23 protein-coding genes and 1 tRNA gene are annotated in these 24,808 nt (G+C 57.4%); 17 read left to right on the forward strand and 7 right to left on the reverse strand.

The genetic code is table 11. The annotated features are described in order from the left end of the window. Positions 1-7: 7 nt before the first annotated feature. Complete coding sequence (locus AUC45_RS07520; protein ID WP_082701028.1) at positions 8-529, reverse strand: UPF0262 family protein; 522 nt, start codon at positions 527-529, stop codon at positions 8-10. Between the two features lie 144 nt (positions 530-673). Here AUC45_RS07520 and AUC45_RS07525 point away from each other — a divergent pair, with 144 nt between their 5' ends. The 4 genes from AUC45_RS07525 (at position 674) to AUC45_RS07540 (ending at position 4,768) form a co-directional block, all read left to right on the forward strand. Then, on the forward strand, positions 674-2,182 hold the full coding sequence (locus AUC45_RS07525) for a replicative DNA helicase (protein ID WP_067600580.1): 1,509 nt from the start codon (positions 674-676) through the stop codon (positions 2,180-2,182). 101 nt (positions 2,183-2,283) lie between these two features. Beyond that, on the forward strand, positions 2,284-2,628 hold the full coding sequence (gene rpoZ / locus AUC45_RS07530; protein ID WP_067600582.1) for a DNA-directed RNA polymerase subunit omega: 345 nt from the start codon (positions 2,284-2,286) through the stop codon (positions 2,626-2,628). A gap of 202 nt (positions 2,629-2,830) precedes the next feature. Continuing rightward, positions 2,831-3,562 (forward strand): ParA family protein, encoded by a 732-nt coding sequence (locus AUC45_RS07535; protein ID WP_067600585.1) that lies wholly within the window; start codon positions 2,831-2,833, stop codon positions 3,560-3,562. Positions 3,563-3,634: 72 nt separating this feature from the next. After that, positions 3,635-4,768 carry a DUF3667 domain-containing protein gene (locus tag AUC45_RS07540; RefSeq protein ID WP_233998583.1) on the forward strand — a complete coding sequence of 378 codons (1,134 nt, stop codon included), beginning with the start codon at positions 3,635-3,637 and terminating at the stop codon, positions 4,766-4,768. 60 nt (positions 4,769-4,828) lie between these two features. On the opposite strand, the gene ftsH is transcribed toward AUC45_RS07540, so the two are convergent. Both ftsH and AUC45_RS07550 read right to left on the reverse strand, forming a co-directional pair. Then, positions 4,829-6,790 (reverse strand): ATP-dependent zinc metalloprotease FtsH, encoded by a 1,962-nt coding sequence (ftsH, locus tag AUC45_RS07545; protein ID WP_067600588.1) that lies wholly within the window; start codon positions 6,788-6,790, stop codon positions 4,829-4,831. Between the two features lie 114 nt (positions 6,791-6,904). Then, on the reverse strand, positions 6,905-7,546 hold the full coding sequence (locus tag AUC45_RS07550) for a TetR/AcrR family transcriptional regulator (RefSeq protein ID WP_067603638.1): 642 nt from the start codon (positions 7,544-7,546) through the stop codon (positions 6,905-6,907). Between the two features lie 114 nt (positions 7,547-7,660). Here AUC45_RS07550 and AUC45_RS07555 point away from each other — a divergent pair, with 114 nt between their 5' ends. The 4 genes from AUC45_RS07555 to AUC45_RS07570 are packed head-to-tail and all read left to right on the forward strand — an operon-like array spanning position 7,661 to position 12,009. Beyond that, positions 7,661-8,797, forward strand: a complete 1,137-nt coding sequence (locus AUC45_RS07555; protein WP_067600591.1) for an ABC transporter permease — start codon at positions 7,661-7,663, stop codon at positions 8,795-8,797. Beyond that, positions 8,794-9,549 (forward strand): ABC transporter ATP-binding protein, encoded by a 756-nt coding sequence (locus AUC45_RS07560; protein ID WP_082701029.1) that lies wholly within the window; start codon positions 8,794-8,796, stop codon positions 9,547-9,549. Before AUC45_RS07555 ends, AUC45_RS07560 begins: the two co-directional genes overlap by 4 nt. Before the next feature lie 24 nt (positions 9,550-9,573). Next, positions 9,574-10,590, forward strand: coding sequence for an efflux RND transporter periplasmic adaptor subunit (locus tag AUC45_RS07565; protein WP_067600595.1), 1,017 nt, complete (start codon positions 9,574-9,576; stop codon positions 10,588-10,590). 3 nt (positions 10,591-10,593) lie between these two features. Further along, on the forward strand, positions 10,594-12,009 hold the full coding sequence (locus AUC45_RS07570) for an efflux transporter outer membrane subunit (RefSeq protein WP_067600599.1): 1,416 nt from the start codon (positions 10,594-10,596) through the stop codon (positions 12,007-12,009). Here AUC45_RS07570 and AUC45_RS07575 read toward each other — a convergent pair. Both AUC45_RS07575 and AUC45_RS07580 read right to left on the reverse strand, forming a co-directional pair. Then, the gene (locus AUC45_RS07575; RefSeq protein ID WP_067600602.1) at positions 12,006-12,455 is read right to left on the reverse strand and encodes a MaoC family dehydratase; all 450 of its coding nucleotides are present in this window, start codon (positions 12,453-12,455) and stop codon (positions 12,006-12,008) included. The two genes, AUC45_RS07570 and AUC45_RS07575, sit on opposite strands and share 4 nt — an antisense overlap. Positions 12,456-12,460: 5 nt before the next feature. After that, positions 12,461-13,555 carry a CaiB/BaiF CoA-transferase family protein gene (locus AUC45_RS07580; RefSeq protein ID WP_067600605.1) on the reverse strand — a complete coding sequence of 365 codons (1,095 nt, stop codon included), beginning with the start codon at positions 13,553-13,555 and terminating at the stop codon, positions 12,461-12,463. Between the two features lie 228 nt (positions 13,556-13,783). On the opposite strand from AUC45_RS07580, the gene AUC45_RS07585 reads away from it, so the two are divergent. The 8 genes from AUC45_RS07585 (at position 13,784) to AUC45_RS07625 (ending at position 22,627) form a co-directional block, all read left to right on the forward strand. Further along, positions 13,784-14,179 (forward strand): glucuronosyltransferase, encoded by a 396-nt coding sequence (locus tag AUC45_RS07585; RefSeq protein WP_156423791.1) that lies wholly within the window; start codon positions 13,784-13,786, stop codon positions 14,177-14,179. Further along, a complete protein-coding gene (locus AUC45_RS07590) occupies positions 14,176-14,658 on the forward strand; it encodes a glycosyltransferase (RefSeq protein WP_082701030.1) in 483 nt (160 codons plus the stop codon). The genes AUC45_RS07585 and AUC45_RS07590 overlap by 4 nt, the downstream gene beginning before the upstream one ends. A 123-nt stretch (positions 14,659-14,781) precedes the next feature. After that, on the forward strand, positions 14,782-16,092 hold the full coding sequence (gene wecC / locus AUC45_RS07595; protein WP_082701031.1) for a UDP-N-acetyl-D-mannosamine dehydrogenase: 1,311 nt from the start codon (positions 14,782-14,784) through the stop codon (positions 16,090-16,092). Further along, on the forward strand, positions 16,089-17,228 hold the full coding sequence (gene wecB / locus AUC45_RS07600) for a non-hydrolyzing UDP-N-acetylglucosamine 2-epimerase (protein ID WP_067600614.1): 1,140 nt from the start codon (positions 16,089-16,091) through the stop codon (positions 17,226-17,228). Before wecC ends, wecB begins: the two co-directional genes overlap by 4 nt. A gap of 444 nt (positions 17,229-17,672) precedes the next feature. Next, positions 17,673-18,842: an isovaleryl-CoA dehydrogenase gene (locus AUC45_RS07610; protein ID WP_067600620.1), complete on the forward strand. Its 1,170-nt coding sequence runs from the start codon at positions 17,673-17,675 to the stop codon at positions 18,840-18,842. Then, positions 18,839-19,120: a hypothetical protein gene (locus AUC45_RS07615; protein WP_067600623.1), complete on the forward strand. Its 282-nt coding sequence runs from the start codon at positions 18,839-18,841 to the stop codon at positions 19,118-19,120. The genes AUC45_RS07610 and AUC45_RS07615 overlap by 4 nt, the downstream gene beginning before the upstream one ends. Continuing rightward, entirely contained in the window at positions 19,117-20,724 is a 1,608-nt protein-coding gene (locus AUC45_RS07620) for a carboxyl transferase domain-containing protein (RefSeq protein ID WP_067600626.1), read from the forward strand. The genes AUC45_RS07615 and AUC45_RS07620 overlap by 4 nt, the downstream gene beginning before the upstream one ends. Positions 20,725-20,728: 4 nt before the next feature. After that, a complete protein-coding gene (locus tag AUC45_RS07625; RefSeq protein ID WP_067600629.1) occupies positions 20,729-22,627 on the forward strand; it encodes an acetyl/propionyl/methylcrotonyl-CoA carboxylase subunit alpha in 1,899 nt (632 codons plus the stop codon). A 26-nt stretch (positions 22,628-22,653) separates the two neighbouring features. On the opposite strand, the gene AUC45_RS07630 is transcribed toward AUC45_RS07625, so the two are convergent. Further along, positions 22,654-22,740, reverse strand: a tRNA-Leu gene (locus AUC45_RS07630). Between the two features lie 197 nt (positions 22,741-22,937). Here AUC45_RS07630 and AUC45_RS07635 point away from each other — a divergent pair. Beyond that, entirely contained in the window at positions 22,938-23,900 is a 963-nt protein-coding gene (locus AUC45_RS07635; RefSeq protein WP_067600632.1) for a complex I NDUFA9 subunit family protein, read from the forward strand. A 1-nt stretch (position 23,901) separates the two neighbouring features. Here the strand turns inward: AUC45_RS07635 and AUC45_RS07640 are convergent, their stop codons facing one another. After that, complete coding sequence (locus AUC45_RS07640) at positions 23,902-24,792, reverse strand: dienelactone hydrolase family protein (RefSeq protein ID WP_067600636.1); 891 nt, start codon at positions 24,790-24,792, stop codon at positions 23,902-23,904. Positions 24,793-24,808: the final 16 nt, after the last annotated feature.

A 24,808-nucleotide genomic window follows, 5' to 3' on the forward strand; every position in this document is an offset into this window, starting at 1 on the left:
CCTCGCCCTATCCCTTGATATGCAGCACACAAATCAGCGTGAAAAGACGGCGCGAAGTGGCAAAATCGGTTACAACCTTGCCTTCCAACCGCTCGAGCAGAAGCTCTGCAGCATTGTTGTGAATGCCGCGCCGGGCCATATCGATCGTCTCAATCTCTGATGGTGTCGCCTTGCGGATGGCCTGATAATAGCTGTCGCAGATTGCAAAGTATTCGCGGATAGGACGGCGGAACCGGGCAAGGCCGATAAGCAGCGTTTCGAGCAATTCTTCAGCTTCATTGCTCACATCCATGGCCAGCCGGCCATCGCGCACTCCCAAAAAAAGGCGATAGGGGCCATTGGCCCCACGCTCTGCGCTACGAACGGGTTTGAATTTGTTTTCCTCGATCAGATCATAGATTGCCACGCGTCGTTCCTGTTCGACATCGGCATTGCGCCACAGGATCGTCTCTTCATCGAGAGCGATGTGCGAAATGCGGTGCGTCGAAGCTGCGTTTGGCGCAGAGGAATCGGGCGACATGTCAGCCATGAGACGCGCCTTCGCAGATCGAGTGGCCACACTTCAAGCATTTCGCAAAACCATCCCCGCAATCCACAATCTGCCTTGACGCTAAAAAATTTATTTTGGTCCTGAACCCTTGCGTGAATCAGAGCCTGTACGCATCAGGGCTCCATGGCCGAAACCGAAGTTCTTTCTCTGGTTCAATCCGGAACCGACGAGGCGCGCAAGCTTCCTGCCAACCTCGAGGCGGAAGCTGCGTTTCTCGGCGCGATCTTGATCGATAACCGGGTGCTGGAAGAATTGCAGACGCCCATCCGGCCGGATCATTTCTTTGAGCCGCTGCACCAACGCATCTACGAACGCACGCTCACTCTACTTGATCGCAATGCGACGGCGTCTCCAGTTACTCTGCGGCCTTATTTCGAAGCTGACGAGGCACTCAAGGAACTTGGTGGGCCAAGCTATCTGGCAAAGCTAACGGCCAATGGCTCAGGCCTATTGGCACCGCGCGAACTGGCGCAGCAAATCTACGACCTGGCGCTTTTGCGAGAGTTGGTGAGCGTGGGTCGTGGTCTTGTAGAAGGAGCGCTGGACACCTCGGAAGAGGTCGACCCGATGGACCGGATTGCAGCTGCTGAGGCAGATCTTTTTAAGGTCGCGGAAGGTGCGGCAACAGGCAAAGAGGCATCCAGTTTCCGCGAAGCCGCGCTTGAAGCGATCAAAATGGTCGAGTCCGCTATGAATTCAGGCGGCGGGCTGTCAGGCAAAACGACCGGGCTCGATTCGATGGATCGCAAAACGTCGGGGCTCCACAATTCGGATTTGATCATCCTCGCTGGTCGTCCCGGTATGGGCAAGACATCGCTTGCTACCAACATCGCTTTCAATTGCGCGGAAGCGCATCTGCAGTGGCAGCAGGATGGCGGCGAACACAATTATGGAGCGCCCGCGGCCTTCTTCAGTCTGGAAATGAGCGCAGACCAACTCGCTACTCGTATTCTGGCGGAACAGGCCGAGATCAGTTCAGAAGCGTTACGCAGCGGTAAGATGAGCCGGGATGATTTTCAAAGGCTGTCCTTTGCAAGCCAAAAACTGGCCGAACTTCCGCTTTACATTGATGACACCCCTGCCCTGACGATTGCAGCGCTTCGCACTCGTGCGCGAAGGCTCAAGCGACGACACGATATCGGCCTCATCGTGGTCGACTACCTTCAATTGCTGCAAGGGTCTGGCCGCGCGAATGACAACCGCGTCAACGAAATCTCGGAAATCAGTCGCGGACTCAAGACGCTCGCCAAGGAACTGAGCGTGCCGGTGATCGCGCTGTCTCAGCTTAGTCGTGCGGTTGAGCAGCGTGAAGATAAGCGTCCAATGCTGTCAGATCTGAGGGAATCCGGCTCGATTGAGCAGGACGCCGACATGGTCTGGTTCGTTTATCGTGAAGATTATTACCTCGAATCCGTCAAACCTGATTTTCCTACCGAGAACAGCACCCCCGAAGCGATTGAGAAATACCGCGACTGGGAAGAGAAATACGAGGCGATCAAGAACCGAGCATCAGTCAATGTCGCGAAACAGCGTCACGGCTCCACCGGGCAGGTCCCGCTGCACTTCCAAAGCGAATTCACCAAGTTCACCTCGCCCAATCTCAAGGATTATTCCGATTGGGGCTTTGAATAGGCGCGCTCAGTTGGCTTTAAGACCGGGGTTTATCTTGACTCTGCGCAAGCCGATGCATATTGGCGCCACTCTTCCAAAAACCAATTTAAGAAGGCTCGCCCATGGCACGCGTTACCGTTGAAGATTGCGTCGATAAGGTTCCCAACCGTTTTGACCTTGTCCTGCTTGCCGCTCAGCGAGCACGCGAAATCTCGGGCGGCAGCGAGCTTACGATCGAACGCGACCGGGACAAGAACCCCGTTGTCGCTCTGCGCGAAATCGCGGATCAGACCATTCGTCCCAAGGATTTGCAGGAATCGCTTGTTACGGGTCTTCAGAAAATCCTTCCCGATGATGAAGATGATGCAGATGAAATCGGTTCGCTGAGCCAGTCTGCAGAAGCGCTGCGGATCACCGCCTCTGCGCCTACTCGTTCGACATCTATCGGCGCCGACTACGAAGGCTAAACGTCTTTCGACAATTGCGGTGAATGATCCGCTTTGACAGGCCGCCTTTATCGGGCAGCCTGTTTGCGTTTGGGCATCATCCAAGTGTCGCGCAACGGGACAGGCGCGCCGCATCACCGCGCACCGCTTGCCTTGGCCAAAATCGCGTGACACATGGCATTTGCATCCAAAGTCGATCAAACAGGTATTGGACCGTTTAGCCATGGCTGCAATTGCCATTTACAGTGTCAAAGGGGGCGTCGGCAAAACGACCTTTGCCGTCAATCTCGCCTGGTGCGCGGCAACCATTTCTCGGCGTAAGACACTGCTCTGGGATCTTGACGCAACCAATGGCGCTGGATTTTTGCTTGGAGTTGATCCCAAGAAGAAGCGGCAAGCGCTGTCGGTATTTTCGGGCGATCGCAGCGTTTCGAAATTGGTGCAAGCAACCGATTACGACAATCTGTCACTACTTCCAGCTGATGAGAGTATCAGGGCCCTTGATCGACAATTGGATAGGCTGGGCAAGAAAAAGCGGCTCGCCAAACTTACCGCCAGCCTCTCGAAAGACTACGACCGCATCATCTTTGACTGCCCGCCAGTGCTCAATGAAATCAGCACGCAGGTCATGCGCGCAGCGGACCTTGTGATCGTGCCGCTTCCCCCCTCGCCGCTATCGACCCGCGTATTCGATACCGTCGTTGCGGAAGTACGCGGCAGCGGCAAGAAACACCCGCCCATCCTGCCGGTTCTCTCGATGATCGACATGCGCCGCAGCCTCCATCGTGAGGCGCGTGAGGCCAATCCGACATGGCCGGTTATCCCAGCAGCAAGCGCGATTGAGCGGTGCGCTGTGGAGCGCAAACCCGTTGGCGCTTTCGATCCAGGCTCAGTTGCCGCGCGCGGCTTTGCTCAATTGTGGACCGCGATCGAACGCAAACTCGCAAACGGGTAAACCGCCCTCAGCCAGAAGCGCATACGGTCTGGAATAACAGTCGCCGCGCCTTTACACTCCCCATGAGTACGAATGAGCGCGGAATTGGGGCACGCGATGAGCGAGATTGTCGAAGGAGCTGGAGGTATTGCCGAGGGCGCGCTTGTCGGCCGCGCCGTAGAACCTAACCGCGGTGCCAATAGCGAGGATGCAGCGGCGCCAAGCGAAACCTGCTCCAACTGCGGAGCAATCGCCAGCGGCACCTATTGCTCAAATTGCGGGCAAAAACTCCATGTTCACCGCACTCTATCCGCCATTGGGCACGATCTTATGCACGGTGTGCTTCACCTCGACGGCAAGCTGTTCAAGACGCTCCCGCTGCTTGCATTCAAACCGGGCAAGCTGACCCGGCGCTATATCGAAGGGGAGCGTGCCAAGTTCGTCTCCCCTATGGCGATGTTCCTGTTTAGCGTTTTTGCGATGTTCGCCGTGTTCCAGATGGTTGGCCTTTCAGTGCCTTGGGACCTGCGAGAAACTGTGAATTTCGATGCGGCGTCAGAGGAAATTCGTGCCCAAGGAGCTCGGGAGGCAGAAGAGCTACGAGCCAGAATTGAAGCGATGCCGCAAGGCGATCCGGAGCGGCAGAAAGCAGAACAGCAGCTGCAATTATTGGAAGGCTTTCTCCAATCCGGTGAAGAGGAAACGCCTGCAGATAAATCCGGCTTTGATGAGAGCGCGGCAGCACAAGCAGAATTTGATCTGCGCGATTTGGAAGAAAGCTTCAGCCTTACCGGCAATAAGACCTTCGATCAGGGATTCTTGAAGAAATGGCGCGAAAACCCTGGCCTCATGCTCTACAAATTGCAGGCCAACGGATACAAATTTAGCTGGCTTTTGATCCCTCTTTCCATTCCCTTTGTCTGGCTGCTGTTTGCATGGAGACGCGAATTCAAAGCCTATGACCACGCGGTCTTCGTCACCTATTCGCTCAGCTTTATGTCTCTGTTGTTCATTATGGTGTCGTTGATCGGGGTCAGTCCCGTGGGGATTGGATGGGCCTTTGCGATCCTCGCGATCGCCGCACCGATCCACCTCTATAAGCATTTGCGCCATTCATATGGTCTCTCTCGTTTGTCGACGCTTTGGCGCTTTGTGCTGCTCAATTTCTTTGTGCTGATCGTGGTCTTGCTCTTCATGCAGGCGCTGCTACTTTTGGGCGCTTTCTGACGCCAAAGAAAAAGGGCGCCGGATCACTCCGACGCCCTTTTGGTAATCATAGAGAGTGGATTAGGCGCCCTGCGGTGCTTCATCGCCCTTTCCGCCAAAGCGTTTGCCTGCCTTGGGAATGGCAGAACCGTGCGATGGACGGCTTGCTATCGGGCCGACAGGCTGATCGGGACGATCAAGCTTGCCGGTTTCGAGCAGTGTTTTGATCTCATCGCCCGTCAGCGTCTCATATTCGAGCAGCGCCTGTGCAAGCAATTCCAGCTCGTCACCATACTTCTTCAAAAGATCTGTCGCACGCTTATGCGCGCCTTCGACAAGACCCTTGATTTCGGCATCGATCAGCTTGTTGGTTTCCGCCCCACCCATGGTGCGCGCAGTCTGGCCCATGCCAAGATAGCCTTCCTGGCTTTGCTCGTACTGTAGCGGACCAAGCTTGTCCGACATGCCCCATTTGGTGACCATATTGCGAGCAAGATCAGTCGCGTACTGGATGTCTGACGAAGCGCCGGAGCTGACTTTATCGTGGCCGAAGATCAGCTCTTCAGCGACGCGGCCACCCATGCTGACCGAAAGGTTCGCATGCATTTTATCGCGATGGTAAGAATAGCTGTCCCGCTCAGGCAAACGCATAACCATACCCAAAGCGCGGCCGCGCGGGATGATCGTCGCCTTGTGAATAGGATCGGATGCTTCTTCGTGAACGGAGACAATTGCATGGCCAGCCTCATGATAGGCGGTCATCTTCTTCTCGTCCTCAGTCATGACCATTGATTTGCGCTCAGCGCCCATCATGACCTTGTCCTTGGCATCTTCGAATTCCTGCATGGCAACAAGCCGTTTGTTACGGCGTGCGGCCAAGAGCGCCGCTTCGTTGACGAGGTTAGCAAGATCGGCGCCAGAGAAGCCCGGCGTGCCGCGCGCAATCGTACGCGGTTTCACATCGGGTGCCAGTGGCACTTTCTTCATGTGGACGCCAAGAATCTTTTCGCGCCCATCGATATCTGGGATCGGAACAACAACCTGACGGTCAAACCGGCCTGGACGAAGCAGCGCTGGATCAAGAACGTCAGGACGGTTGGTCGCCGCGATGATGATGATGCCTTCGTTGGCTTCAAAACCGTCCATCTCAACCAGAAGCTGGTTCAATGTCTGCTCGCGTTCATCGTTCGAGTTACCAAGGCCGTGACCACGTGAGCGGCCTACAGCGTCAATCTCGTCGATGAAGACGATGCACGGCGCGTTTTTCTTGGCTTGCTCAAACATGTCGCGCACGCGGCTTGCGCCGACGCCCACGAACATTTCAACGAAGTCGGAACCGGAGATGGTAAAGAATGGAACGCCCGCCTCACCGGCGATGGCGCGAGCCAAAAGAGTCTTACCCGTACCGGGCGAACCGACAAGCAACGCGCCTTTCGGAATCTGACCACCGAGTTTGGAGAAACGCTGCGGATCTTTCAGAAATTCAACGATCTCCTGAAGCTCTTCGCGCGCTTCATCAATGCCGGCGACATCTTCAAATGTGACGCGGCCCTGCCGCTCAGTGAGCATCTTGGCTTTCGACTTGCCAAAGCCCATGGCGCCGCCACCACCGCCTTTTTGAACCTGGCGCAGCGCAAAGAAGGCGATGCCCAGGATCAGAATGAATGGCAGCGAATTGATGAGAATATAGGCGAGCATGCTCATCTGCTCACGCGGACGCCCCGTGAACTCGACGTTGTTTTCCTCAAGCAGGCCCGTCAGTTCCGTATCTGTTGGAACCGGGATCGTCTGGAACGGCTCGTCATTGGTGAGCGTGCCCGTGATGCGATCCTCGCCCAACTGCACATCCTTCACCCGACCTTCAGCGACAGCATCGCGGAATTCCGAATAACGGATTTCGGTGCCGGAAGATTGGCCCGAATTGCTGAACAGCGACACAGCCAGCAACAGGGCGAGGAAAATGCCGCCCCAGATCATCAGCTGTTTGACCCAAGGGTTCTGTCCCTCGGGAGGTTGCTGGTTGGGATCGTTTTGTTCACTCATCTGAGGTGATTCCTTTCTCGAGGAAACAATGTAGGATTGCCCGCGTGAATGGCAAGATAATGCGCGATGGGGCGATCCATGCTAATTTTCGAACAGGGTGATGCGAAAAATCGTTCAACGCACCCCGTAAGCCGCCACGAAAACCTCCACCGCTCCCGAAATTCGGCGCTTTCGCATTTCTGCAGATACGGGCGATCCGAACCGCCTTTCGAGGTCTCCCATGCCTTTGCACATTGAGACGAATTGTTCCGCGGCAAGGGCGGGATCAGCGATTTTGAGCTCGCCTGTCTCATCTGCGTGAGCGAGGAAATCGGCGAATGCGGCTTTCATCCGCCATGGGCCAGCCTTTAAAAATGCAAGGCCGATTTCTGGGTCATCCTGGGTTTCTGCCGCGATCCGGTGTTCAAATCGCATCATTTCCGGCCGCATGAGGAAATCAAACATTGCCTCCCCGATCGTGTTGAGACGTTCGCTTATTGTGCCGTTCGGCATGGCCTCCAACGAGAAATAGCCCCGCATTTTCTCGCATTCGACCTCGACGGCTTCATCGAACAAAGCGCGTTTGTTGCCGAAGTGATTGTAGACAGTGACTTTCGAAACGCCTGCGTCAGCCGCGACATGCTCGATTGCTGTCGATGCAAAGCCATGCTCGAAAAAATGGTGAGCGGCGGCATCGATGATGGCCTTGCGTTTGGCATCATCTGTTGGGCGCCCCAGTTTTTTTTCGGGCTCTTTAGTTTGTGTCTCGGAACTCATTTTCGACATGACAGTTGACAAAGTGAACGGTGCCGTTCAATTGAACGCTACCGTACAAAAATATCGCTTTCCCCTCTCGCTTTCAACCCCGCTGCCATCACAAAGGTTCCCCCCGTGCTCTGGATTGCCATTCGAATGCTTACAGGAGACCGGCAGAAATTCTACGGTTTGCTGTTCGGCATTGCCTTTTCAACGCTGCTGATCACCCAGCAATTGACGATCTTCGTCAACCTGATCGAACGCGGTGCGAGCGGCGTTTATAACGCGCCCGAAGCAGAAATCTGGGTGATGGACCCAGTGAGCCGGACGACAGATGTGAAGTATGAAATGCCTTCGACCGCGCTCGACGAAGTGCGCTCAGTACAAGGTGTTGAATGGGCGGTCCCTCACCTGCGCGCCTCAGCTGCAGTGAGAACACGGACTGGCGATCTTGAATTTGTTGAGATTATCGGCGTCGATGATGCGACTCTCATCGGACTGCCTGAAAACCTGATCGAAGGATCAAAAGAGCTCCTTTCCCGGCCCGACACGGTGTTCATCGACGATGTCGGCGTCACCAATATGTTTGCCGATGGAGAGGACCCTGTTGGCCAGCAACTGGAATTGAACGATCAACGCGCCGTCATTCGCGGTGTGGCTGATTCCATCCCAAGCTTCACCAGCCAGGTGGTCCTCTTCACGAAGTATTCGTCCGCGCTCAACTATGTCCCCGATACGCGGAACCGGCTTTCCTTCGTGCTCGCAGGCGTAGCAGAGGGCGAAACGGCTGAGGCTGTTGCACAGAGAATTGAAGATCAGACAGGCTACAAGGCCGAAACCCGCGGAGAGCTTGCTGATGCAGGCATCAACTTCATCATTGAGAATACCGGTATCCCATTGAATTTCGGGATCACCGTATTTCTCGGCTTCGTGGTAGGCGTCGCGATTGTCGGGCTAACTTTCAGCCTCTTCATCCGCGACAATATCAAGCAATTCGGCGCTTTGAAGGCGATTGGAGTCACCAATCGCAAAATCGCCGGCATGGTCATGGTTCAGGCAACCATGGTCGGTTCCATCGGCTATGCGCTCGGCGTCATTGGAACAGTTCTGTTCATCCTTGGCTTCTCTGAAAATCCCACATTCAAGGGCTTCTACATTCCGTGGCAGATCCCACTGGTCAGCCTCGTCGCCGTGATTGTCATTCTCGCGCTTACGGGCTGGGTCTCGCTGCGCAGCGTGATGAAAACCGAACCTGCGGCGGTGTTCAGATGAACGAGCAAGCCGAAATGGAAACGCCTGAGAACATCGACGCTTCGATCGAGGCTGAAGCCGCAATAAGCGCGCGCGGCATCATCCGCGATTTTGAGACGGGCCAATCGACCATTCGCGTGCTTCATGGGATCGACGCCGATATCCGGTCTGGTGAGATGACATATGTCGTTGGCGAAAGCGGTTCGGGCAAGACGACGCTCATTTCCATCATGTGCGGTATCCTTTGGCCGACCGAGGGCGAGGTTAAGGTGTTTGGCACCGATATCTACTCGCTCACTGATACCGAGCTCGTAAACTTCCGGCTCGAGAATATCGGTTTCATCTTTCAGCAGTACAATCTCATCCCCTCGATAGATGCAGCGGCCAATGCAGCAGTTCCGCTGATCGCAAAGGGAATGGATATCGAGCCTGCGCGCGAAAAATCGAAGCAATTGCTCGACGCCCTCAACATCGGCGACCAGGCCGAAAAATTGCCGAGCCAGCTTTCCGGCGGACAGCAACAACGCGTCGCGATCGCCCGCGCTCTGGTGCACGAACCGCGCCTTGTCGTTTGCGACGAACCGACCGCTGCGCTTGATGCCAGCTCAGGTCGCCGCGTAATGGATCTGCTGCGCGATGTCGCTGTGTCAGAAGACCGCGCCTGCATCATCGTTACCCACGACAACCGCATCTTTGATCTCGCCGACCGTATCCTCGTGCTCGAGGACGGACGCGTCACCCACGACGGCAAAGAAATGCCCGAAGGCCACTAGGCCCGCATAACGACAGAGGAAACTATGGCTGTTCTGCCTTCCAATTTCAGCTTTTCGCGCAAGGTTCTGCCGATCATTGCCATTATCGGGCTGGTGATCGCCGTTATCTATATCTTTGCGATCAAGCCTGATCGTTCGACCACTGAACCCGCGCAAGAGCCACCCAAGGCGACCGGCGCGCTTGCCAATTCCGCACGCGTCGCAGGGGTTGGCCTGGTTGAGCCTGCGAGCGAAATCATCGATATCGGCAGCGCGCTTTCCGGCCTCGTCACTGATCTTCGCGTCCGACCCGGTGACCGTGTAGAAAAAGGTCAGCCGCTGTTTCAGGTCGATGATCGCGCCGTAAGAGCGCAATTGGCGGAAGCGAACGCCGCTATCGCCGAAGCGCGCGCAGCCATTCAGGAAGCGCAAGCTGCCCGGACCACTGCACGCGAACAACTGGCGCTCTATCGCGATCTTGATGATCCAGCCGCTGTGAGCCGTTCCGAGGTGATCCGCGCAGAGGGCGAAGAAAACGCCGCCACAAGCCGTCTTGCGACAGCTCGCGCCCGGCTTAAGGCGGCGCAAGCAAGAGCGGGCAGCGCCCAAACCGATCTGGGAAGGCTGACCGTACGCGCGCCGATCACGGGCGAGATCCTCGCCGTGAATATCCGCCCAGGCGAATATGTGGCCACGCAAGGTGGTGGCGGTTCCAGTCCCTTTATCCAGATGGGCGAAACGAACCCGCTTCATATCCGTGTCGATATTGATGAAAACGAGGCGGTGCGCGTAAAAATGGAAGCGCCCGCCATTGTCTCCCCGCGCGGCGCCGCTGATCGTCAGGTCGAAGCGAAATTCGTCCGTGCCGAACCGCTCGTCGTTCCCAAACGCCAGCTGACCAATAGTGCAGCTGAGCGCGTCGATGTGCGCGTTCTGCAGATTATCTATGAATTGCCGCAGAGTGATCTGTTCCGCGTAGGCCAGCAGGTCGATGCTTTCATCCCCGCTCGCGAAGCGGAAACCACCGCGCAAGACGGGAATGCACAAGAGGGAGGCGAATAGGCCATGCGCGCGCTCCCTCTTCTTTTGCTGACCGTCAGCCTCAGCGCCTGCGTCGCAGGCCCTGCTCCGGAAATCGCGACGCCTGCGCCCGAACTTGGGCCTGAATTTCTATACCAACCCGAAGTACGAACCAGCGCATCGCTTGCCAGCCTGATGCCGAACAATGATCCTGCTTACGCAGCCTTGTCGCAGATCGCCCTCGCCGAGGCCCCCACTCTTGCCGAAGCAGCCGCACGGATCGAAGCTGCAAGGGCAGGTGCAAAAGGAGCAGGCGCAGCGCGTTTGCCCAACGTGACTGCGGATGGCTCCGTCACAGGTACGCGGATCAACCCCAACCAATTCGGCAGCGACAATCCCTTCGCGAGCCAGATCGATACCGAGCAAGTCCAGTATGGAGCGAACATAGTTGCAAGCTGGGACGCTGACTTGTTTGGGCGGCTGAAGGCTCGCGAACGCGCGGCACTGGCGCGCGTCACTGCGGCTGAAGCATCGGCGCAGGCTGTGCGATTGGCGCTGCTTTCCGAAATAGCCGGAAGCGTTGTCGACTGGCGTACTCTTTCCGAAAGAGCCGCCGCATTGGAAGACGACGTCAAGGCCGCCGAGGCTCTCGCAGCACTTGCCAAAACGCGCGAAGATGCCGGACTTGCGCCTGGATTTGACCGCGTGCGAGCCGAAGCTGCCGCCAGCGGATCGCGCGTTCGGCTTAGCGTGCTTGATAGCGAGCGCGTGCGCATTGTCGGGAGGCTCGTGACGCTGACGGGGCAATCGGCTGCTGTCATCACCCAAGCTCTTAACACCAATGGTCCGGCGCTTGATCCGATGCCAGCGCCCGCTTCGCTGCCTTCAGAATTGCTGGCCAATCGTCCGGATGTCGTCTCCGCAGCAAGCGAGTTAGCCGCAACCGACGCTGATCTCGCCGCTGCTGCACGCTCGCGCTTTCCGCAGCTTACCCTTTCTGCTGTGGTTGGGCTACTGGCATTCAGTGCCGGCGACTTTTTCAGCGAAGACTCCATAGTTGGTACGCTTGCAGCCGGCCTTGCCGGGCCAATTCTCGATTTCGGACGGATTGAGGCAGAAATCGATGGAGCAGCTGCCAACAAGAAACTCGCTTTCGCAAGCTATCGCGGGACCGTGTTTCAGGCATTGGGCGATGCGGAGGCCGCCTATGGCCTTGTCGCAGCGAGCGATCGCGAAGCTGAATTGTCGGTCAAGGAACGCGATGAATTGCAACGCGCTGCCGCTTTGGCCGACACGCGATATCGCGCTGGACTAGCCAACTTTCTCGACGTGCTGGAAGCTCGCCGCGCAGCTGACGCCAGCGGAGAACGCGCAGCCGCAGCTCTCGGCAGAGCGATGCGAGCCCGGATCCTGTTGTGGCAAGCGCTGGGCGGCGATGCGCGTCCCGAGGAAACGGCCTAACTCGACCTTTTGAGCAACGCCGATCTCTCGCATCGGCAAACCACTTCATCACGCTGATTGAGCAATTCGTGTGTGAAGGTCACAATCCCCGCTTCCGGGCGAGATTTGCTTTCGCGAAGTCCAGTGACTTCAGATCGCGCTCGCAAAGTATCACCGATAAAGACGGGCTTGGGCGTCACAACCCTATCAAAGCCCAGATTGGCCACCAGCGTGCCTAGCGTCGTGTCGCCCACGGATAACCCGACGAGCAGCGAAAACGTGAATGTTGAATTCACAAGGATCTGCCCAAACCCGCTCTCCTTGGCTGCCTCAACATCGAGATGCAGCGGCTGCGGATTGTGCGTCATGGTGGAGAACAGGAGATTATCCGTCTCGGTAACCGTGCGGCGGATGTCGTGCTCTAGCGTGTCACCGAGTGTCCACTCATTGAAATATTTTCCTGCCATGTGCGTTACCCCTGCTTTGCCCAGGACGCGACCACTGATGCGCCGTCCTCGTCGCTTGATCTGACGGTTCCCGGTGTTCGGCTAAACCTTGGTGCAGGGGCGGTGTGCCATTCGCCGTCGTGTTCAACGAACAGCTCGCGTGCTTTCATATGGGGGTGGTCGCGGGCTTCCTCCAAGTCGAGGACTGGGGCAAAGCATGCGTCTGATCCTTCGAGCAATTCCACCCACTCATCGCGCGGTTTTGTCTTGAACAGGTCGGTGAGTTTCTCCGCGTAATCGTCCCAACTGGCGGGGTTCATTTGACCCTCGGCAAGCTCTTCCGGCGCGCCGGCTTTGGCTAGAAATTCGGCGTAGAATTGGGGCTCAATCGCGCCGAGCGAGATTTCTTTGCCGTCTGCGCATTCAAAGCAGCGGTAGAAATGCGCTGCCCCGCCCAGCATCCCCTCGCCCCGGTCAGTGGTGAGGAAGGGTCGATTGCGGACGCCGAAGAAAAAGCTCATCAGGCTGGTCGCGCCATCGACAATCGCGGCATCAACGATCTGGCCTTTGCCCGAGCGCTCACGCTCATAAAGCGCGGCCATGATGCCGAAAGCGCAATACATGGATCCGCCGCCGAAATCGCCGACAAGGTTTTGCGGCGGGATTGGCAACTCGCCTTTTGTGCCAACGGCTGAGAGCGCTCCGGTGAGCGCAATATAATTGATGTCGTGCCCAGCCGCATGGGCAAGCGGGCCATCCTGTCCCCAGCCTGTCATCCGAGCATAGATGAGCCGAGGGTTGAGTTTGAGCAGCTCATCAGGGCCTAGGCCCAGCCGCTCCATAACGCCGGGGCGAAACCCTTCGAGCAGGACATCGGCTTTGCTCGCCGCATCGAGGCAGAAAGTTTTGCCCTCTTCGGATTTGAGATCAATGCCAGCGCGGTGGCGGGCGCGTTCCACAATAGGATTGTTTGACGGGGCTCCGGGTCGTTCGATGCGAACAACTTCGGCGCCAAGATCGGCAAGCAGCATTCCTACATGCGGGCCGGGTCCAATACCGCTGAATTCCAACACGCGAAGTCCTACAAGAGGTCCGGATTTTGAATTTTGTGGATCGGTCATTTTTGGTGCGCCTTGGGCTTTTTCAGAATGTATTTGGTGACTTAAATTCGCTTGTGACGCGATGTATAGCGGCTGACAAGCCTTACCCCGCTGCGCAATTGACTAGGCCACAATTTGGCCCTTAGAGCCTTGTCGATCGGATTGTCAGACATGGGATCGGGATCTTTGAGAAAGCGTCCAAAACGCGTCTTGGCGGCTGCTTCTGGCGGTGGCCATTGGGAGCAGTTGATGCTTCTCGCCCCAGCTCTCGATGCATGCGATGTGCGTTTCGCGACCACGGATGCGGCCATGGCAGTACGGCACGGCAAGGAGGGTGCTGCGATCCTACCCGACTGCAATCAAAATACACCTGTCAGTGCCGCAAAATGCTCGTTTGTAGCCATGTTTCTAGTCTTTCGAAGCCGCCTCGATATCGTGATCTCGACAGGGGCCGCGCCCGGCTTCCTTTGCATTCTTTGGGGGCGAATTACAGGCGCGCGAACCCTGTGGATCGACAGCATCGCTAACGCTGAAGACTTGTTGATGTGCGGTAAGCTCTCAAAGCGCCTTGCCCATGAATGCCTCACTCAATGGGAGCATTTGAGCAAAGAGCCGCAACCCAAATTTCGCGGGGCTATTTTGTGATCCTTGTCACGGTTGGGATGCAGCTCGGTTTTGATCGCTTGATCGAAGCGCTGGACCACATCGCTTCCACGCTGGAACACGAAGTAATCGCGCAATCAGGTAACGGCAAATATGTGGCGCAGAACATGGAGCAGCACTCATCAATTGTGCCGCATGAATTTGAGGGGCTCATATCGAGTGCAGACCTCATCGTCAGTCACGCAGGGATCGGCTCGGTGTTGACAGCAGCGCGCCATGGCATCCCCATTGTCCTTTTCCCGCGGCGGGCAGATATGGGGGAGCACCGCAATGACAATCAATTGGCGACATGTCGGCAACTGCAAGGTCGACCCGGCATCCACATGGCTTTCGACGAAGCGGAATTGAGGAAAACCATAACATTTGCTCTGAGCAATGAGCTGGTTCAAAATGCCCCGCCAAAGGGGGAGACCGGTCTTCAATATGCAGTGCGCAAGTTCGGCGAAAGCGGGCGATTGTAGACCCCGTTCAATATGTAAAATCATTCTTCGAATTGCCGCCTGTGGGCAGATTTCATTCAAACCTAACGCCATATTAAGCTAGTCAGGTTAACGCACGCGGGTTTGAAGCTGAGTATTTGATGAATGAACGCGCCGTTTGATACATCCCTAGCCACTGGGCCTAACGCACTATTGCAACCCGCGCCCGATCACCAAATTGCGGTGATCGGACTTGGCTATATCGGCCTTCCCACCGCAGCCGTGCTCGCCAACCATGGGTGGAATGTGTGTGGCGTGGATGTCAGCGAAGATGTCGTCAGAACAGTAAATGCCGGCGGGGTTCACATTGAAGAGCGTGATCTCGATCAGCTCGTTCACAATGCGATTGCCTCGAAAAAGTTGACGGCTTCGACCGCGGTTCCAGCCGCGCATTTTTACTTGATTGCGGTGCCCACCCCGCTCTGTGAAAAAAATACGCCTGATGTGAGCTATGTTGAGGCGGCAGCACGTGCGATTGCACCCAAGATCTTACCCGGCGCTTGCATCATCGTCGAGAGTACCTCGCCGGTGGGAACGACCGAAAAGGTCGCGCGGATTATCGCAGAAATGCGTAGCGATCTTGCCGTGCCTGCATTTGACCAGACCCTCGACGCGCAGGCTGACATCGCGCTCGCATATTGCCCTGAACGCGTTTTGCCCGGCAAAATCGTGCACGAATTAGAGTCCAATGACCGCGTGATCGGCGGGATAACTCCAGCTTGTGCCGAAAGAGCCGCTGCACTCTACACCAGCTTTGTGAAAGGCGATTGCCTCAAAACGAATGTCCGCATCGCTGAGACGGTTAAGCTGGTTGAGAACAGCTTTCGTGACGTGAACATCGCATTTGCCAATGAGCTATCGATGATCGCCGATGAAATCGGCGTGGATGTGTGGGACGTGATCCGGCTGGCCAATCGCCACCCCCGCGTTAATGTGCTTCAGCCTGGTCCTGGCGTGGGCGGGCATTGCATTGCCGTAGACCCGTGGTTCCTTGTGGCCGGCGCTCCTAAAGCGGCGAAGCTGGTTAGTACAGCTCGTGAAGTGAACGACTACAAGGCTGAGCACACGCAAAAACGGATAAGGGCGCTTTTGGACGCTGCGCCAGGAGGGAGAGTCGCCTTGTTAGGCCTCGCCTTCAAACCCGACATTGATGATTTCCGTGAAAGCCCCGCGCTGGAAATCGCTGCCAGTCTTGCGCCTGACCTGGGTGAGAATATGCTGGTGGTGGAACCCTTTGCTCAGACACTGCCTGCTGAATTGCAAGGCACTGGCGTGCAACTTGTGGGGCTCGACGCCGCGCTTAGTGAAGCTGAAGTGATCGTCATTTTGGTCGATCACACCGCTTTCAAACATCTGGTGTCCAATGATTTTGCTGGCAGGATCGTATTCGACACGCGCGGAATGCTTAAAAGATGACGCATCCGGCAGGGCGACCGAGCATTTTGGTCGCATTCGGGACAAGGCCCGAAGCGATCAAGATGTTCCCCGTCGTGAAGGCTTTGAACGCAACTGAACGTTTTGATGTCCGCGTGGCTGTGACAGCACAGCACCGGGATATGCTAGACCAGGTCCTCAAGCTCGCTGACATCAAACCCGATATCGATCTCGATCTGATGAAGCCGGATCAAAGCCTCGATGAATTATCAGCGCGCATCATCACGCGCTTCGGCGAGGTCTTGGACACTGAAAAGCCAGATCGAGTTCTAGTGCATGGCGATACATTGACTACGATGATGGCGACGCTTGCGTGCTATTTCAGACGCATTCCGGTGGGTCACGTCGAAGCCGGCCTTCGCAGCGGGAACATCTATTCGCCTTGGCCTGAAGAAGTAAACCGCAAGGTTACGGGGGTCATCGCCGACATGCACTTTGCCCCGACACAAAGCGCCGCAGATGCATTGGAGGCGGAAAACATCCCGGCAAAGCTGATCCATACGACGGGCAACACAGTCATTGACGCCTTGCTGCATGCCCGTTCGCAAATCGCTTCAAACGCTGCCCTTGCCCTTCAGATCGCCGAATTGACCGCGCGATTTGCTGGCAAAAGAATCATCGCCGTCACAGCGCATCGGCGCGAGAATTTTGGGCGTGGAATGGAGCAAATTGCGGCAGCTTTACTTCAGCTTTCCGCACGCGAAGATGTGGCGATCATCTATCCAATGCATCCCAACCCTCAAGTGACAAAAGTCATGGAGCCTGCATTAGAAGGGCGCGACAACATCGCACTTGTTAAACCGCTCGATTACGTCGATTTTGTTGCAATGATGGAAGCGTGCGATCTGGTTCTGACCGATTCCGGGGGCATTCAAGAGGAAGCTCCGACTTGCGGCAAACCGATACTCGTCATGCGCGACACGACAGAGCGGCCTGAGGGTATCGCGGCGGGGACTGCTTTGCTTGTAGGCGCCAATAAAGAAGCGATCGTAAGCGAAACTAATCGATTACTTGATGACGAGGCGGCCTATTTAAGCATGTCAAAAGCACACAACCCCTATGGCGACGGGACGGCAAGCGAGCGGATTGCCAAGATCATTTGCGCCGCGCATTGCTAGTTTCCAGGGCTTAGTTTCTAGGGCCGATTAGCTGCCTCTTCCGTACGTACAGCACTGCGCAGCATAAGACCGCGAGGCTCAATCCTAGATCGCTGATCCAGTTTAACTTGAAATCGTAGAGCAGCCGATCAACCGCATGTAGCGAGATCATCCGTCCCTTCGCCGGGGGCTGCTTGTACTGCCAAGCAAAACCTATGTCGCGACGATTATTGGAGCTGACAAGAAAGGTGTCGAGTTTGACTGTGCCCAGCTGCGATTGTCTCTGAGCGCGATCGAGCGAAGAGAGAACCAGGTCGCCTCGGCAGAAGCGCTCGACGACCTGATCAAGAGACGATGCCGCTAAGCTAACGCGCGCCAAGAGAACACGTGCAAATCCGGAAATGAGCGTCTATTGCAATGATGTTCACTCACGACATAATATTGCCGTGACATCTAGGAGAGATCATGCGCGCGACCCCCGAATTCGATTTTCAGCTTGGTGAAAGCGCGGAGATGATCCGCGACAGCGTGAGCCGGTTCGCCGACGAGCAAATCGCGCCGCTGGCCGAAAGGATCGACCGCGAAGACTACTTTCCCCGCGATGAACTCTGGCAGGCGATGGGCGAGCTCGGCCTGCACGGGATCACGGTCGAGGAAGAGGATGGCGGGCTGGGTCTCGGCTATCTCGAACATGTTATCGCGGTCGAAGAAGTGAGCCGAGCGAGCGCGTCGCTTGGCCTTTCATACGGCGCGCATTCCAATCTCTGCCTCAACCAGATCCGGCGTTGGGGCAATGACGAGCAGAAAGCGAAATACTTGCCTGGCCTGATCTCCGGCGAGCATGTCGGTAGCCTTGCCATGTCAGAGGCCGCCGCTGGATCAGACGTCGTCTCGATGAAGCTGAAAGCCGAAGCGGTTCAGGGCGGATATGTGCTCAATGGCACAAAGTTTTGGATCACCAACGCGCCCTATGCTGACACGCTGGTGGTCTATGCCAAGACCGACGGGCAGGCCGGATCGCGCGGGATCACCGCGTTTCTGATCGAGAAGAACGATGAAGGCTTCTCAATTGGCCAGAAGATCGAGAAAGTCGGCATGCGTGGCTCGCCCACAGCAGAGCTGGTGTTCGACGATTGCCACATTCCAGAAGACCGCGTGATGGGCCCGGTCAATGGTGGGGTCGGCGTATTGATGAGCGGCTTGGACTACGAACGTGTGGTGCTCGCCGGATTGCAACTTGGGATCATGCAGGCCTGCCTCGACACGGTTATTCCCTACCTTCGCGAGCGTAAGCAGTTTGGCAAACCCATCGGCAGCTTTCAGCTGATGCAGGCCAAGGTTGCCGACATGTATGTCGCGCTGCAATCGGCGCGCGCCTACACCTATGCGGTGGCGAAGGCGTGCGATGCTGATCAGACGACACGCTTTGATGCAGCGGGCGTGATCCTGCTGTCGAGCGAAAACGCTTTCAAGGTTGCTGCGGAAAGCGTGCAGGCGCTGGGCGGCGCGGGCTACACGCTCGACTGGCCGGTCGAACGCTACATGCGCGATGCGAAGCTGCTCGATATCGGCGCGGGGACGAATGAGATCAGGCGAATGCTCATCGGTCGCGAGCTGATCGGGGCGGCGGGGTGAGCGAAACTTCTCTTGCGATCCTTCAATGGTACGGCGCGATCTCGGGCATGATCGGCGCGCTCATCGTTTCGCTCAATCTGGGTGCGCGGAAGACCGGTTTCGGCTTCATTGTCTTCGTGACGAGTTCGCTTGCACTCATCGCATGGGGTTTTCTGAACGACGAGGGTAAGGCTGTCGGCTATCAGAATATCGGCCTGCTGGCGATCAACCTGCTCGGTGTCTATCGCTACCTGATTGCGCCCGGCGAGGAAGAAGAAAATGAAGAAGCACAGGCATGACCGCACCCGTTCTTAGATCCTCATTGGACCGCGAAGCGCCAGATGCCAAAGCCCGCTTCGAGCATAACAAGATGCTCGCGACCGATTTGCGCGCTTCCGTTGCCGAAGCCGCTTTGGGTGGCCCGGAGCGCAGCCGAGAGCGCCATGTGTCGCGCGGCAAGCTGTTGCCCCGCGAGCGCGTCGAACGGCTGCTCGATCCCGGTTCTCCCTTCCTTGAAATCGGCCAGCTCGCTGCCAATGGCATGTATGAAGGCGACATCAACGCCGCCTCGATAATTGCCGGGATAGGCCGCGTTTCAGGCCGTCAGGTGATGATCGTGTGCAACGATGCCACGGTAAAGGGCGGCACGTACTATCCGATGACGGTCAAGAAGCATCTGCGCGCGCAGGAGATCGCACAGGAGAACCGGCTGCCGTGCATCTATCTGGTCGATTCAGGCGGGGCGAACCTGCCCCATCAGGCGGAGGTGTTCCCCGATCGCGACCACTTTGGCCGTATTTTCTTCAATCAGGCAAACATGAGCGCGCTCGGCATCCCGCAGATCGCATGCGTGATGGGCAGCTGCACGGCTGGCGGCGCCTACGTGCCGGCCATGTCAGACGAGACCGTGATTGTACGCAACCAGGGCACGATCTTCCTTGCCGGGCCCCCGCTAGTGAAGGCCGCGACGGGCGAGGAAATCAGCGCCGAGGACCTTGGCGGCGGCGACCTCCACGCCAAGAAATCGGGCGTCGTCGATCACCTCGCCGAGAATGACGAGCATGCGCTCACCATCGTACGCGACATCGTCAGCCAGTTGGGCGCGAATACCGGCGCGGCGAAGGACATTGCGCTCAAGGACCCGCGCCCGCCCAAGTTCGATGCCGAAGATCTCTACGCCATCGTCCCCGAAGACGTGCGCGCACCCTACGACGTGAAGGAGATCATCGCGCGACTGGTCGATGGCAGCGAGTTCCACGAGTTCAAGCAGCATTACGGCTCGACGCTGGTCTGCGGCTTCGCGCATATCTGGGGCATGCCGGTCGCGATCCTTGCGAATAACGGCGTGCTGTTTTCGGAGAGCGCACAGAAATGCGCGCACTTTATCGAGCTTGCGTGTCAGCGGCGCATTCCGCTGCTGTTCTTGCAGAATATCTCCGGCTTTATGGTCGGCGGGAAATACGAGGCGGAGGGGATTGCCAAGCATGGCGCGAAGCTCGTCACCGCGGTCGCCACCGCGACCGTCCCTAAGATCACCGTGGTGATCGGCGGCAGCTTCGGCGCGGGCAATTACGGCATGGCGGGCCGCGCCTATTCGCCGCGGTTCCTGTTCACCTGGCCCAATGCGCGCATCAGTGTGATGGGAGGAGAGCAAGCCGCGAGCGTGCTCGCCACCGTCCACCGCGACGCAGAAGCATGGACCGAGGAGCAAGCAGAAGAATTCAAAGCTCCAATCCGCCAGAAGTACGAGGACGAAGGTAACCCCTACTACGCCACCGCTCGGCTATGGGACGACGGCGTGATTGACCCGGTGCAGACCCGCGATGTGCTTGGGTTGGCCTTTGCCGCAACTCTTGAAGCCCCAATCCCCGAGCGACCAGCATTTGGCGTATTCAGGATGTAATGCGATGATCCAGAAACTCCTCATTGCCAATCGCGGCGAAATCGCCTGCCGCATCATTCGCACCGCCCGCGCAATGGGCGTGGCAACCGTCGCGGTCTATTCAGACGCCGATGCGAAAGCGCTGCATGTTCGCCAGGCCGACGAGGCAGTGCATATCGGCCCCTCGCCCGCTGCAGAGAGCTATCTCGTTGGCGACAAAATCATCGCTGCCGCCAAAGAGACCGGCGCGGAGGCGATCCATCCGGGCTACGGCTTCCTGTCGGAGAATGCAGGCTTTGCTCAGGCGGTGATCGACGCAGGGCTGATCTGGGTCGGGCCAAAACCGTCGAGCATCGAGGCGATGGGTCTCAAGGATGCGGCAAAGAAACTGATGCGCGAGGCGGGCGTGCCGGTCACGCCGGGCTACGAAGGTGAAGACCAGTCGGTCGAGCGCCTCAATCAGGAGGCCGACGCCATCGGCTATCCCGTGTTGATCAAGGCCGTCGCGGGCGGCGGCGGCAAGGGGATGCGCAAGGTCGAAGCGGCGGCGGATTTCGAAGCCGCGCTCGAAAGCTGTCGGCGTGAGGCCAAGGCAAGCTTTGGGAATGACGAGGTGCTGCTGGAAAAGTGGATCACCTCGCCCCGCCATATCGAGGTGCAAGTCTTCGGCGACAGTCACGGCAATGTCGTCCACCTGTTTGAGCGCGACTGCTCATTGCAACGCCGCCACCAGAAGGTGATCGAAGAGGCCCCCGCCCCCGGCATGGACGAGGCAACCCGCGAGGAAATCTGCGCCGCCGCCGTGCGCGCCGCCAAGGCGGTCGATTACGAGGGCGCAGGTACGATCGAGTTCATCGCCGACGCCAGCGAAGGCCTGCGCGCGGACCGCATCTTCTTTATGGAGATGAATACACGCCTGCAGGTCGAGCACCCGGTAACCGAGGAAATCACCGGAGTGGACCTGGTGGAGTGGCAGCTGAGAGTGGCGGCGGGTGAGCCGATCCCAGTGAAGCAGGACGAGCTGAGCATCAACGGTTGGGCCATTGAGGCGCGACTGTATGCGGAGGACCCGGCGAAAGGGTTTTTGCCGAGTACGGGGCGGTTGGAATATCTCAATGTGTCGGACTATCTGGCGCGGGTCGACACGGGCGTAGAACAAGGTGCAGAGGTTAGCCCATTTTACGACCCAATGATCGCAAAGGTTATTTGTCACGGCGAAGATCGCGCGAGCGCGATTGAGGCCCTGCGCCGGTCTACCGCTAATGTTCAAATCTACCCGATCAAGCAGAACGCTTGGTTCCTTTTCAGGCTTCTCCACCTTGAAGACTTCGTCACAGGCGATATGACTACTGGCTCGATTGGCAATCATCTTGAAGCGCTCACGGAGGCTCCAAAAGCGCCAATCTCTCTACTCGCGATGATGGCCAACGACCTGCTTTTTGCAGACGTATTTGGCAGCGACTTTGCAAAACTCGAAGGGATTGGCGGCTTTCGTCTGAATGCCTCTCGGAAAGAGACTATGACAGTTCTCGTCGATGGCGAGGCAATCGAGGTGACGCCGGACAGCGACGATCCTGACGCGTTTGTGCTGCATCTCGACCATTCTGGGCATAGTGGGCAGCTGCTCTTCAAGAACGGCGCTACGTTTAAGATGGAGCCCTATCGCTACGATTCCGGCGGCCACGCCTCCGCCGCCGACGGCGCGATCCTCGCCCCCATGCCCGGCAAGGTGATCGCCGTCGATGTGGCCGAGGGCGACGCAGTCACCGCTGGCCAGCGCCTGATGGTGCTCGAAGCGATGAAGATGGAGCATGCGCTCACCGCGCCCTTCGACGGGATCGTAACCGAGCTTTCCGCCAATGAAGGAGGACAAGTCCAAGTGGAAGCGATCCTGTGCGTGGTAGAGCCGTTCAAAGAGAACTGACGCGTTTCTTTGTCGGCCCTCTTAAATGGTGCCCAGAAGAGGACTCGAACCTCCACGGGGTTGCCCCCACCGCCACCTGAAGACGGCGCGTCTACCAATTCCGCCATCTGGGCACACAGCCGGAGTAGGTTTAAACCGTTCCGGGGTAGGCGCGGGCCAATAGCGAGCACTGGCCTTGGATGTCAACGCAAATACTCTGATTGCGGGGCACTTAGACGAGGGAACTCTTGCCCGCGCGAGCGCATTGCCTCAATGAGCCTCGCGAGTTCATTCACGTAACAATCAGATCACACCCAAAGAGCATCGCTTTATGACCACGTCTTCGCCTTTATCGGAAAAGCTGATCACCGTTTTCGGCGGCAGCGGCTATATCGGGCAGTATGTCGCGCAGAGCCTGCTTTCGCGCGGCGCGCGGCTGCGAATTGCGAGCCGGAATCCCGAGAAAGCCTTTGGGTTGAAACCGCTGGCTAATCTTGGGCAGCTCCAGTTTGCGCGGTGCGACATTATCAAGGAGGAGAGCCTGCGCGCAGCGCTGCACGGGGCGGATGCAGTCGTGAATCTGGTCGGCGCATTCGAGGGCAATCTGACTGAACTGATGGGTGAGGCTCCGGGGCAAATGGCGAGTATCGCCTCTGAGAACGGTGCGAGCGCATTTGTTCATGTCAGCGCGATTGGACCGGATGAAAATTCAAGCGCGGAGTATGCCCGCGGCAAGGCAATTGGCGAGAAACGCGTTCTTGAAGCTTTCCCCAATGCCACCATTCTCCGGCCTTCCATTGTGTTTGCCAAGGATGATAACTTCCTCAACTTGTTTGGTCGGATGATCGAGACCCTGCCCGCGCTTCCAGTTTTCGGCCCTGATGCCAAACTGCAATTGGTTTACGTCGATGACGTGGCTGAGGCAGTTGCGGTCGCTCTTGAACTTCCCGAAAAACATGGCGGCGCGATATACGAACTGGGCGGTCCGGAACAGCTCAGCATGATGGAAATCAATGAGCGGATCGCAGAGGCGCAGGGTCGCAAGCGTACATTTTTCGCTATGCCCGACGGCCTCTCATCTTTATTCGCAGCTATGCCGTTGACGCCGATGAGCCGTGACCAGTGGACATTGCTCAAGCCCGGGAGCACGGTTTCGGGCGAGCATCGCACTTTTGCCGATCTCGGCATAGAGCCCAAGCCGCTCGGCCTTTTCCTGGACAAGTGGATGACGCGCTATCGCAAGCATGGCCGATTTGGCCTCAGCAATGAGCGCGCCAAACAGCGCGATCAATAGATCAGAGATTGGCTGAATACAGCGCCAGCAAGTCTGCGTAAGCCACTTCGGCTGCGTCTTCGTCGTATGCAGGTGAGTCTGGCACGGTCCAGCCGTGATCGCCGTCATAGACTTTGACTTCGGCTGGCCGGCCAGCGGCATCTGCTGCCTCGGCAAAGATCGTTTTGTGATCCGGTGCCTGCGCGTCGTCATCCTGTGCCACGGCGATCAAAAATGATGCTTCCGTGTCGTCGAGGACCTTGTGTGGGCTTTTGTCATAATCATCCCGCACCAATCCACCACCATGGAAGCTGGCTGCTGCCTTGACCCGATCAGTTGCGGCTGCGCTCCAGACCGTGAATGGCCCACCCATGCAATACCCCTGCGTGCCAATACCTTTTGACGTATCAACAGCGGCTTGTTCATCAAGCCAGGTGGCGGCTGCAACGGCATCACGGGCAATGCTGTCCGCGTTGAGCTTTTCCCGATAAGGCGCAACCGCTTCCATCGCGCCACCATTCACCCATGCAGCGAAATCGGCAAACTGTTCGCCCGCAACATCGCGGTAATATGGGTTGAGAACGAGCACTGCGTAGCCTTCTCCAGCCAGGCGCCGCGCCATGTTCCGCTTTGCCTCGCGAAGGGATGCAATGTCTGGCCAGAAGATAACGCCAGGGTGTTTACCCTCGCTTGGGTGGACGAAAAACGCGTCCATCGTGCCGTCGGCCGTTTCGAAAGTCACTCCAGCTTCGGTCAAGTCCAAAGCATCTTGTCCATCAGCGGCATCATCAACGGCTTCTGCATCACCTGGAGCACAAGCGGCGACCGCCGCGGCGCCAGTCATCACCCCAAACTGGCGACGGCTCAGCGCTTGGTTCCTTGCCCATTTTTTCAGGTCTGCTTCTTCGCACATTTAGCCATCTCCTTCG

The sequence above is a fragment of the Erythrobacter sp. YT30 genome, from assembly GCF_001542875.1.
Classification (GTDB): domain Bacteria; phylum Pseudomonadota; class Alphaproteobacteria; order Sphingomonadales; family Sphingomonadaceae; genus Erythrobacter.